General features: G+C 37.1%; 3 protein-coding genes and 1 pseudogene. All 4 read right to left on the bottom strand.

Features of this window, described 5'->3' with window-relative positions; all coding sequences use genetic code 11:
* A pseudogene (locus ACFIMA_RS08665) lies at positions 1-2,318 on the bottom strand (hypothetical protein); the annotation flags it as partial.
* A gap of 1,172 nt (positions 2,319-3,490) precedes the next feature.
* Positions 3,491-6,655 carry a YadA-like family protein gene (locus tag ACFIMA_RS08660; RefSeq protein ID WP_375654119.1) on the bottom strand — a complete coding sequence of 1,055 codons (3,165 nt, stop codon included), beginning with the start codon at positions 6,653-6,655 and terminating at the stop codon, positions 3,491-3,493.
* 1,221 nt (positions 6,656-7,876) lie between these two features.
* Entirely contained in the window at positions 7,877-8,077 is a 201-nt protein-coding gene (locus tag ACFIMA_RS08655; protein ID WP_375654116.1) for a hypothetical protein, read from the bottom strand.
* Positions 8,078-8,534: 457 nt separating this feature from the next.
* A partial coding sequence (locus tag ACFIMA_RS08650) for a YadA-like family protein (RefSeq protein WP_375693372.1) occupies positions 8,535-8,810 on the bottom strand: 276 nt, incomplete at its 5' end.

Here is an 8,810-nt window from a genome sequence, read left to right as displayed (position 1 = left end):
CCAACATCATTGAAGCTCGTCTTTCCCACATCACCATCTGCAGAAATATGAGAGATCTCGTAAGTCGGAGCTGTCCATGTGCCATTCTCATACTTAGCTTTACCACCTAAAGATTTTGCAACACTACTCCCTAGGGCATATAGCTGGTTACCCGCTACAGCATCCGTTGACGTTTTACTAATGTCTCCATTTTTAAGAGACGTTATCTTGCTACTTGTATTCTCTTCACCATGCGTCGCTACAAAGGCATTCGCGGTTTGGCTCCAGATTAAAGAATCACTCTTTTCACCAGCAATTTCTTTGCTAATCTCATTTTTAATATTCGTGATAGAATCACCAACACCGGCAAAGGCAGACGCGACACTATCATAAGTCGAATCAGTAACATCACCATCAGAATTAAATCGCTTAACCTTGAATGTAGGAGCATTCCACGTGCCATTCTCATACTTAGCATTACCACCTAAAGATTTTGCAACACTGCTACCTAGAGCATGAAGCTGATTACCCGTTACGGCATCCGTGGAACCAGCATTAATCGAACCATCTAAAAGAGATGTAAGCTTGCTATTACTTTTGCTATCTTTCTCTCCATGCGTCGCTACAAACGCACCTTTAGCCTTATCCCACAACAAGGCGTCAGCCTGAGCAGTGGTAATTTCATTGGTAATCTCTTTATGTAAATCCGTGAAAGAAGTTCCTACACCGGCAAACGCTGAAGCCACATCTGTATAGCTCTCCTCACTCTCAGTTCCATCAGATTTTACTGTTTTAACCGTGAACTTAGGTTTGCTCCATTTGCCATCCTCATACTTAGCTCCTCCACCTAAAGACTTCGCAACATCGCTCCCTAGTGCATATAGCTGGTTACCCGCTACAGCATCCGTTGACGTTCTACTAATGTCTCCATTTTTAAGAGACGTTATCTTGCTGCTCTCTTTACTGTCCCCATGCGTCGCTACAAAGGCATTCGCGGTTTGGCTCCAGATTAAAGAATCACTCTTTTCACCAGCAATTTCTTTGCTAATCTCATTTTTAATATTCGTGATAGAATCACCAACACCGGCAAAGGCAGACGCGACACTATCATAAGTCGAATCAGTAACATCACCATCAGAATTAAATCGCTTAACCTTGAATGTAGGAGCATTCCACGTGCCATTCTCATACTTAGCATTACCACCTAAAGATTTTGCAACACTGCTACCTAGAGCATGAAGCTGATTACCCGTTACGGCATCCGTGGAACCAGCATTAATCGAACCATCTAAAAGAGATGTAAGCTTGCTATTACTTTTGCTATCTTTCTCTCCATGCGTCGCTACAAAAGCATGTGCAGTATCGCTCCAATGCAAGGAATCACTCTTTGCTTCAGCAATATCTTTGCTAAGTTCATTCTTAATATTCGTGATAGAATTATTCATATTTACGAAAGAAGTTCCTACACCAGCAAACGCTGTTGCTACATCATGATACTCTTTATCTTCTGTTTTGCCATCTTCTTTCACGCTCTTAACCGTGAATGTAGGTACACTCCAAGTTCCATCCGCATAACTAGCATTACCACCTAAAGATTTTGCAACCCCAGTGCCTAACGTATAAAGCTGGGAACCATTAACGGCATCGGTTGACGTTTTTGAGAGCTCACCAGGAGAAACATCCAAAAGACGCCGTGTCTCACCTTTACTATTCCGAATAGTTATTTGAGTTAATGGTGAGGTAGGAGCAACAGTTACCATACTTGCATCATCCGCTCGGGCTAGTTCACGAGATAAGCTTCTTAAAAGAGAAAAGCTGCCTGTGTTTTCATGCCTATCATCACTTTGATATGGATTATCTTGTTTTCCCCCAATAGCATGGGGTTCCTTTATCTCAACAATCTGATGATTTAAACTTGTGGAAACACTCTTCACGCCAGAAAATGCATCCGCAACACTTTTATAACCTTCTACATTCTTATAACCTTCCGTACCTGCAAATGCAGTATCAAAAGCAGCTTTAGTCTGAAACTTAATATTAAGACTTAAGTTCTTGGGGGCATCCTCCCCCTCCACAAATGCAGAGCCACTATCTCTATACAATTTACTGCCAACTACATAGGCTGGCGGTATACCTTTAAGCGCATTTGTACCACCACTAAAGTCGTTTGATATGTTATTTAAAATCTGAGTAGCAGCAGCAACAGGAGAAACATTTGATAAAAATATAATCACTGAAGCCAATGAAAGCGCTTTAATAAAAAGCCGTCGATAAAACGAGCAAGAATCTTTACAATCATTCACCACTAGCGCTTTTGGTGTGGTATATAATTTTTTCATAACAAATTCTCCAAATAGGAAAGACATATTTAGAACATTAAAAAGTCATATTTCAGTGTTAGGAGTGATTAACGACGTGATTTTTTTTGTTCTTTATAAAGTTTGAGTTTGCCGCAGAGGCGAACAGAAGTAATTAGAAGTCTAGCAAGGTTGCAATCAATCTTGATAAACGATGTGGTTAATGGGTTTTTTATTTTTTCCGCCTTTAAGAAGGGTGCTTTTTTTGCAACAAAACTCCTGGATGAGGGTGAAAAACAGGTATGAAGAAGACATACTTGCACCCTATTGTTAGGTCTGCGGTTTATAGTTTTAAAAGTAAAAGAGTTCATTTTATATGATTAAGAAGCTGTAAGGTATTATTAGGGGAAAAGTTTAAGTTGTTGGCTGAATGATTTAGAGTACTTGTTGTGAAATCATTACGCTTTTATCGCGGGGATAAGCGGCATACTCTTAAGCTTTAGAGTAAAATGAGGATGATTGTGTGTGTTGTTCATAATCAACTGCCCCCCCTTACGAGCATTTTTCTGTTTTTGCCAAAATGAGTCTTACTAAAGAATATTCTGTGATGTTATAGACTATTGAGTGAAATAGCAAGAAGAAAATGAATTTAATTATTTTTACAGAATGAGTCTTTCCGATTTATATAACCGTGAAATATCCTTATAACTTTAAAACTCATAGATTCCATGCACTATAGACTTGTCTAGAGATTCTGTTTCATAGTTTTATTTAAGTGTCCCATTTTGATCAAAATGAGTCTTACTAATAATTGCTGCTGTTGCGTGCCTCATGATTGCTACTGCTATGTACAGAGCAAATAAATAAAATAATAAAATAGGATTTTTAAACGTATCCCCCAATGGATATTTTCCATCAATGAAATTATAGAACGTACAGTTTTAAAATACTGCGCAATTACGCACTGAGAGTACTACTCTGTATTTGTAAAATTTTTGTTAAAGTGCTTTACTTCTTACTAAAATCAATCTCACTAAGATTATTACTATAGAATACATTGGTATAAGACTTTAATTATTATAAGACTTTATAAATATACTACTCTATGGCCTTCTCTGTAAAATATTACTTCTCTATAATATAAAATTTCGCCCCTGTCTAAGAAGACAAGGGCGAAACTTCGCTTAAATTGTAGTTTTTCATATTCTCTGGTGTTATTTTAATTTCAGAGTTATTCCACCACCTACACCCCACTGACCGCCAGCACTGGTTGCTGATAGATTAGAACGAATCTTGCCATCTTCAGATGTATAACCTGCACCAATCGCAAAGGCAGATTGTCCACGCCAAAAACCGCCACCAAATGAAACACTCACAGATCCTGGGTCATCGAAGTAACGTAAGTTAGAGACTGCCAAACCAATCGCTGCTGCTTGCCTTGCCTCTTTGCGCACATTCGTAATATCATAACTTAGTGCGTCAAACTTCATATCGGTATAGGATTTTGCCTCGTTAATACCATTATTGACTTGATCGTTCGTATACTTTTTCGCACTTTCAAGAGTAATCTCCATCTGCTGCGCGGTATGATCGTATAACTGACCACCATTCACTGCGTCCTTAGAGCCATGTTCAATTTTTCCATCTTTAACATTAGTAATCAAAACAGGCTCACTGTCATCGACACCTTTTAGAGTGATGCTACTGATTTTCTTTCCGCTATCATCGGTATCATAGCTAACCGCAACATTCACCTTGTTTTCAACTTCTGTTACCCTGTCTGTAACGCTGTCTACCTTTTTTTCAACGCCTGTTACCCTGTCTGTAACGCTGTCTACCTTTTTTTCAACGCCTGTTACCCTGTTACTCATCTGTGAAAACTGATTGTCAGTCACCTCATAAGTTGACTTTTCTAAAATTTCACTAGGAGCAACAGTTACCGTGGTTGAATTATCCGCCTCATCTATGGCGCTTTCTTCCTCATCTATGGCAAGAGGTAAGCTTCTTAGAAAACGTGCGCTTCTCATAAAAGGAAAGCCTTTTGAAATAACATCCGAAGGATCACCATTTTGTGGTTTACCCTCTGTTTCACCAATACCGTTCATAACCCGCTCATTTAAACCTGCCAAAGCACTATTAACGCCAGCAAATGCATCTGCAACATTAGTATATTTTTTCTCAGTTTCCTTACCATTCTTATCAAAGGCTTTAACTGTGAAAGTCGGAGCACTCCAATTTCCACCTTTATATCCAGAACCACCACCGAAATAAGTAGCAATCTGGTTGTTTATCGAATAGAGCTGAGAACCAGTTATAGCATCAGTCGACGTTTCTGAAATCTCACCAGCAGCAATATCAAAAAGACGCCGGCTTTCACCTTCACTACTCATAAAACTTACTTGTTTTAATGGTGATTTAGGAGCAACAGTTATCGTAGTTGGAACCTTCACATTACCTAAAGCACTAGGTAAGCTTCTCATAAAAGGAAAGCCTTCTGAAATAATATCATTCAAATCACCGTCTTGATGGGTGTGTTCCTTTTCTTCAATACCAGGCTTATTCTTTATCTTAACAATCTCCTCATTCAAACTTGTGAAAGCACTATTAACGCCAGAAAACGCATCTGCAACATTAGTATAGTTTTTCTCAGTTGCATTACCATCCTTATCAAAGGCTTTAACTGTAAATGTAGGAGGTGACCATTTTCCATCTTTATAGCCAGCACCACCGCCAAAATAACTTGCAAATGCTTGAGCCATCAAATAAATTTGACCACCATTTACTGCTTCGGTCGATGTTGCCGTAAATGCACCCCCTTTAACACCAGAGATAACTCGTGGAAAATTAATACCGTTTGTAATATCTATTCTATCACCACCCTTGTCTCCGCCAATCGTAATAAGCCCAGCGCTATTTTGCTTAACAAAACTATCACCTGTCACACTTTCGATCTTTTGATTAAGATTCGTAAAAGAACTACTTACACCAGAAAGCGCATCCCCAACATTCTTATAGTTCTTTTCAGTCCCACTACCATTTTTATCAAAAACCTTAACTGTAAAAGTAGGAGCATTCCAGTTTCCATCTTTATCATATCCAGCATTATCACTAAAATAGCTAGCAACTACATTGCTCATGGCATAAAATTGAGAGCCATTTATCGCATCAGTCGATGTTGCTGTAATCGAACCAGCCTTAACACCCGCAAGAGTCCGTGCCACATTATCAACATTTGCTATATTTACCTGGACCCCTCTTACTTTTCCACCAATGGTAATAAGGCCGGTATCATCTTGCTTAACAAGATCATCACCTGTCCCATTAATGACTATATTCTCAATCTTTTTATCAAGATTTGTGAAAGAACCACTTACGCCAGTAAAGGCATCCGCAACATTAGTATACTTCTTTTCAGCTCCATTACCATCCTTATCAAAGACCTTAACTGTAAAAGTAGGAGCACTCCAGTTTCCATCTTTATAGCCAGCACCACCGCCAAAATATTCAGCAAATGCCTGATTTATTGAATAAAGTTGAGAACCATTTACTGCTTCGGTCGACGTTGCTGTAATCGAACCAGCCCTAACACCCGAAAGAGTCCGAACTGCATTATCAACGTTTGCAATGCTTACCTTAGTTCCACTTACTTCTCCACCAATGCTAATAAGTCCTGTATCATCTTGCTTAACAAGACTATTACTTGCTACCTTAATATTTTCAATCTTTGCATCAAGATTCGTGAAAGAACTACTTACGCCAGTAAAGGCATCCGCAACATTCTTATAATCCTTTTCAGCTCCATTACCATTTTTATCAAAGACCTTAACTGTAAAAGTAGGAGCTATCCAGTTTCCTTTTCTATCGTATCCAGCACCACCGCCAAAAGAGATCGCAGTACTGATGCCTTGGGAAAAAAGCTGAGAACCATTGACTGCATCATACGAGATTGGCGAAACCCAACCATCAGCAACACCAGTAAGAGTCCTCAATCCATGAGAGCTATTTGCGATAGTTATTCTATTACCACCTACGTCCGCACCAATTGTAATAAGTCCTGATGCATCTTGCTTAACAAGCTTATCATACCTAGTTTCAGCGACATAATTCTCCAAACCATACAGCGCAGAACCAACATCTCTATATATTTTACCGTTAATTATATAGGTTGGCGCAATACTTTTACGTATATTTGTACCTCCGCCAAAATACTGTGCTACATTACCCCAAAGATCACAAGCAAAAACAGGAGAAGCATTTGATAAAAAGACAGCTACTGACACTAATGAAAGCGTTTTAATAAAAGGTAATCGATAAGACGAGCAAGAATTTTTTAAATTACTCACTGCTAGCGTGTGTGGTGTGGTATATATTTTTTTCATAATAAATCCTCTAAGTAAAGAAAGATATTTAAAACATCAAAAAGACATATTCCGGTGCTACTAAGCTCCAGAGATTGTTTTTTCTTGTTTTATAAAAGATTAGGGTTGTCATAATGCGGAAGAGGACTATCTAAGATATCAATGAGATAGAAGTCGACGTTGATCGATAGTCCAATTAATGTGGTTTTTATTTATCCCCTTTAAGGAGGGGTGTTTTTCTTTAGCAGAGCCTTTAAATTTAAAGGTGAAGAAAGGTTAACGAAGTGTGGAAAAAACATGTTTGCGTACTTATTATTAAGTGTTGTGTGCTTAAGAGGCAATAAAGGATGTTTATTGCGGAAGGGGGTTAAGTTGTTTGTTGAGTAATTTAGAGCGTTTTTTGTAGGGTTATTGCGCTTTTGTCGTGAAAATAAGCGAGATATCCCTGAGTTTTATATTTGTATCTCTTAAAGCTCTTTGAGATCAGATGATTGTGATTTTGTGATTTTTTCATGATTTACCGCACCCCGCTTTGCGAAAAGATTTCTAGTTTCTTTTAATTAATTTTCCACACTCTATACAATTATTAAAAAATAGCAAGGAAAAAATAATTTAATTATTTTTTTATATAATGCGTTTTTCTGATTCTTGAAATAATTCTAAAATTCATAGCCTCATTGTTTACACTTTAGGCTTTTATAAAAGTGCTGATGCATCGTTATGCTTTAAATATCCCTGTTGTGATCAAAGTGAGTCTTACTTAATCATTCCCGCTGCTACATACAAAGAAAATAATAAAAATGGAAAAAATGAGATTTTTTATTTCTTTAAGCATACCCCCTAGTGGATATTCCTATTAATAAAATTATAAACTGTACAGTTTTAAAATATTGTGCGATTACGCGTGCTCTATTAATTTATATGAAAACATCACTCTGCATTTGTAATTTTTTTTGTTAAAATGCTTCACTGTAACTAAAATTAGTCCCACTAAGATTATTATTACAGAATACATTGTTATAAAACTTTACAAGTATACTACTCTATGAGTTTCTGTGTAAAATATCACCTCTTTATAAAATTTTTACCCTTGTCTGATGAGACAAGGGCGAATGCGTTTTTTATTATTAATTCAGTGTTAAGTTTACTCCTGCACTTAACCCCCTGTAACCTCTTGCACTCGTGACAGATATAATTAGAGCGAATTTTTCCATCTTCTGACATATAAACGGTTCCAATAGCTCAAGCCAATCGATTACGCCATAAACCACCACCAAAACAAAGACTTAAAGACCAAAGGATATTAAAATCACTTAAATTCGATACTTCTAAACCAACAGAGGACGCCTGTCTTGCTTCTTTCTGAGCTGTCTTAATATCACATCTTAATGCTTCAAATTTTGTATCCGTGTAAGATTTTGCATCATTAACAACATTACTCATTGCATTATACTATGGATTCAGAAAAACATTTATCTATATATTTTTTTGCATCATTAAAAACTGTCTTAATCTGCTGCTCACTGTCATGTAATTGATCACCTTTTATGGCATTATACAATCCAATAATAATCTTATCAGCAGTAGAATTATGCAAAATACCCCCCCTATCTTGTCATAAAAAACAATGCTCATTCATTAATAATATTATTACAATATATATTTCTCTTATAAGGAAAAAACTCTCTTAAAAATAAATATCGATTACTCAAATAATTCCTTTTGGAGATGATAAATGATTTTTCATATAAAATTTCATAATAAAAAATATATTTTTACTCGAAATACGTCCTTATCTTCTATTGCTATTCATTTGTGATAAAATAACTTTCCTTCTCTTTAAATGGCACATGTAACGCATTTGATAAGAGAAGGAAAATTTATTTCGAATTTTCTATTGTTAATTCAGTGTTACCCTAAATCCAGCACCTACCCCCCAATGTCCCCCAGAACTCGTTGCAGATACGTTAGAGCGAAATCTTCCATTTTCAGACATATAACCAGCTCCAATAGCAAGTGCAGATTGACTGCGCCATACACCTGTACCAAGTGAAAAACTTAATTTTCCCGGTGTATCGTCATAGCTTAAATTAGATACTGCTAGACCAATAGCAGCAGCTTGTCTTGCTTCTTTCCGAACATCCTGAATAGCATAATTCAATGTCTCAAACTTTAT

The sequence above is a fragment of the Bartonella sp. AP88HLJMH genome, assembly GCF_042195605.1.
Classification (GTDB): Bacteria; Pseudomonadota; Alphaproteobacteria; order Rhizobiales; family Rhizobiaceae; genus Bartonella.
Note: the sequence above shows the minus strand (reverse complement) of the source record. Positions and strands in the feature narration are given on the sequence as shown.

Bases quoted from the DNA above. Each gene is read 5' to 3' on its own strand.
- ACFIMA_RS08660 (WP_375654119.1), bottom strand. From the start codon at position 6,655: ATGAAAAAAATATATACCACACCACACACGCTAGCAGTGAGTAATTTA.
- ACFIMA_RS08655 (WP_375654116.1), bottom strand. From the start codon at position 8,077: ATGAGTAATGTTGTTAATGATGCAAAATCTTACACGGATACAAAATTT.